Raw genomic sequence first — 3,591 nt, 5'->3', positions numbered from 1 at the left:
TCCATGGCGGCATCGGATACTCGCGCCACAAGCCGTTCGAGCATATCTACCGCCACCACCGCCGCTATCGCATCACCGAAGGCGCCGAAGAAATCCAGATGCGAAAAGTCGCCGCCTTCCTGTTCGGCTTCATGGGGCCGCGTAAAGGCGAGTTCGGTGGAAGCGCCAAGGCGTGAGCGAAAAGATTCCCGATGACATCGCGCATGTGCTTGTCGATCCCTCGGCCTATGCCGATGATCGCATACACGACGCCTATCGCTGGCTTCGCGCGAACAATCCGGTTGGCCGTGCGGAAGTGTCCGGCTTCGATCCCTTCTGGGTCGTAACCCGGCACGCCGATATTCTCGACATCAGCAAGCGGAATGCGCTGTTCCACAACGGTGATCGTTCGACGACGCTGACGCGGCAGATCGACGACGCCCGCGTCCGCAAGATTACCGGAACGCCCCATTTCGTCCGCTCGCTTGTGCAGATGGACGCCCCCGATCACCCCAAATATCGGGCGCTGACATTCAAATGGTTCTCGCCCGGCAGCGTCAAGAAACTCGAAGACGACATCCGCGCTCTCGCACGGCAGGAAGTCGACCGCATGGCCGCGATGGATGGCCGCTGCGATTTCATGGCCGACGTAGCAATCGGCTATCCGCTCCATGTCATCATGAATATTCTCGGCGTGCCGATGGCCGACAAGCCGAGGATGTTGAGGCTGACACAGGACATCTTCGGCTCGCAGGATATCGACAAGGAAGCGAAAAACAGAAAACTCGAAAAGCTGCCGGGGTTTCTCTACAGCCTCCTCGTCAAGGCTTTCCTCGCCGATTTCACGAAATATTTCATGAAGATCGCGAAGGACCGCCGCACGAACCCGCAGGGCGATCTGGCGAGCGTGATCGCCAATGCGGTGATCGACGGCCAGCCGATCTCCGACCGCGAGGCGACCGGCTATTTCACGATCGTCGCGACGGCCGGGCATGACACGACCTCATCGTCGCTCGCGGGCGGCATGGGCGTGCTCGCGCACAGCCCGGACCTGCTCGCGCGGCTGAAGGCCGACCCGTCGCTGATCCCCGCGTTCGTCGAAGAAGCGATCCGCTGGACGACGCCGGTGAAGACCTTCATGCGCACCGCGACCGAGGATACCGACTTCGCGGGGCGCCGGATCGCCAGGGGCGACTGGCTGATGCTCTGCTATGCGTCGGGCAATCGCGACGAGGCCGTGTTCGACGCTCCCTTCGAATTTCGCCTCGACCGCAAGCCCAACAAGCAGCTTGCCTTCGGCTATGGCGCGCATGTCTGCATCGGCCAGCATCTGGCGCGGCTTGAGCTGAAGTCCTTCTTCGAGGAACTGCTCCCGCGGATCGAACGCGTCGACCTCGAGGGCGAGATGCAATTCACCCACAGCTGGTTCGTCAATGGCCCGCGCCGGCTGCCGCTGCGCCTTGCGATGTCCTGAACGCGCCATCGGCGGCCGGGTCGCCGCGCTCGAAGAGCAGGAAGGTCGGCGCGCACCCGTAACCCTCCTGCTGTTCGAGATATCGCGCGCCGTATGCGCTCCGGCTCAGCAGCTCCGGATGATCAGGTCTTCGATCCGCAACGGCCGCCTGTCGTCCTCGATCGTTACGACGCGGACCTCGCCTGCCGCCATGTCAAAATAATTGTCGCTGACGATTGCGGTTTCGGACGGCACGAGAATGTGGACGAAATAGAGATAGGCCGGCGCCTCCAGCGTAACCGCGATCGCATTCGGCCCCACCTGCGCGATCGTGGCCGTCGGCCGTGCGTCTTTCGGACGATCCAGATCCTTGATCGGCGCGAAAAAATGCCGATTGGCGGGAAACCGGTCATTGGATGAGCGAACCGTAAGCACCCGGCTCGGCGAGGCGGACAAGCGCGCCGCGTCGGCGTTCCAGACGGGCTGGCTGCCATTGTCCGGGACCGCCCAGGCCACTTCATCCCGCCAGATGCTGCCCTCATGCATATCGATCAGTTCGACGACGAGATTCCCAGCCATGTTACGCGCACGATCGTTGGTCAGCCAAAGCTCGACCGAACCGTCGGCCAGCGGCTTGAACGATGCCATCAGCGGCGCATAGACGCGGCGCAGATAATGATAGCCCGCCTTCGGAAAACCATGGAAGTCGAGAACGCTCCAGCTCACGCCCGGCCAGCAGTCGTTGAGCTGCCAGATCAGCGTCCCGGAACAGTGCGGCTTGCGGCGCCGATAATGCTCGATCCCGAACTTCAGCCCTTCCGCCTGCGTAATCTGGGTAAAATCCACATAGTCGTCGATCGTCGCCGGAAGCCCGGTGACCGGCAACAGCATCGCGTCGACCTTGTTCTTCGGATTGTCCTTGATCCGGTTTTCCATCGCCGGGCTCTTGAGCGTCAACTGGTCTGCAGGAATTGAACGGCGCAGCGTTTCCATGACCGGCGAGGCCTGAATCCCGAATTCGCTGATGAACCGGCCCATATCCTCGGCATATCGCTGATAGGCGATGCCCTCGGGACTGCGGTCGACCTCGGACGTCGAACGATCGTCGGGTACCGACGGCAATCCGTGCCAGACCGTCCAGTTGTGAAGATCGCCCGCCTTCATGCTGTTCGCATGCGGCCCGCCGAATGGACTTCCCGGCCAATAGGGCGTGGCAGGATCGAATTTCGCGACCTGCTCCGGAATGATCTTGTCATAGAAGAGTGCGCCGAGCACCGGCTTGTCCTCCCCCGTCTTCTCGTTGACGAAGGACTGGATGAACTGGTTCTCGTTATTCCCGCACCACAGCGCGATCGACGGATGATGGCGGAGGCGCCTGACCTGCCAAGCCACTTCCGCCTCGACGCTTTCGTTGAATTCCGGATGGGCCTCAGGATAGAGCGCGCAGGCGAACATGAAGTCCTGCCACACGAGCAGCCCCTGCTCGTCGCACAGGTCATAGAAGGCATCATGTTCATATATGCCCCCGCCCCAGACGCGGAGCATGTTCATTCCGCCGCGCGCAGAGGCCTCGATCAGCGGCCGGTAATGTTCACGGGTCAGAACGCCGACCAGCGAGTGCGCCGGGATCCAGCACGCGCCCTTTGCGAAGATCGGGCGGCCGTTGAGGAGGAAACGGAAGAAGGATGTGCCCGGCTCGTCGGGATCGGGCGAGGTGTCGAGCGATATCGTCCGGATACCGACGCGCAGCGCGCGCCGGTCGAGCTCCCCGGTCCCGGCCTTGAGGGCCGCCACGACGTCATAGAGCGGCTGCGCACCGAGATCGGCGGTCCACCATAGCTCGGCATCGGCAAGCGCGGCGACGAGGTGTGCGCGCCCATCGGCGATCGGCAAGGACTCGGACAATATGAGGGTTCCGGCGGGGTTCCGTACCTCGATGTGCAGCGCGAGCTCGCCGCGCTCCTCCGATCGCTCGATCTCGGCATCGATCCGGATATCCGCGCCGCCGTCGGCGTGGATCGCCATCGTACGAAATTGCAACGCTTCGATCGATGCGACGCGCCGCCGCCGGAGTTCGACCGGCTGCCAGATTCCCACGGTCGGAAGGCAAGGCCCCCAGTCCCAGCCCCAGCCGAATTGCGCCTTGCGCACGAGGTTGC

General features: G+C 62.9%; 3 protein-coding genes. 2 read left to right on the top strand and 1 reads right to left on the bottom strand.

What is annotated here, in order from left to right:
- Both VGD20_RS00505 and VGD20_RS00500 read left to right on the top strand, forming a co-directional pair.
- Positions 1 to 176: acyl-CoA dehydrogenase family protein (locus VGD20_RS00505; protein ID WP_331132575.1), on the top strand; the 176-nt coding region annotated here is incomplete at its 5' end.
- Positions 173 to 1,453, top strand: a complete 1,281-nt coding sequence (locus VGD20_RS00500) for a cytochrome P450 (RefSeq protein ID WP_331132574.1) — start codon at positions 173 to 175, stop codon at positions 1,451 to 1,453. The genes VGD20_RS00505 and VGD20_RS00500, both read left to right, overlap by 4 nt.
- Before the next feature lie 105 nt (positions 1,454 to 1,558).
- Here the strand turns inward: VGD20_RS00500 and VGD20_RS00495 are convergent.
- The coding region (locus tag VGD20_RS00495; protein ID WP_331132573.1) for a beta-mannosidase at positions 1,559 to 3,591 on the bottom strand (2,033 nt) is incomplete at its 5' end.

Origin of the sequence: Sphingopyxis sp., assembly GCF_036402335.1 — a bacterium.
Lineage (GTDB): Bacteria > Pseudomonadota > Alphaproteobacteria > Sphingomonadales > Sphingomonadaceae > Sphingopyxis.
The sequence above is the reverse complement of the archived record's forward strand: the minus strand, read 5'-3'. Positions and strand labels throughout refer to the sequence as shown.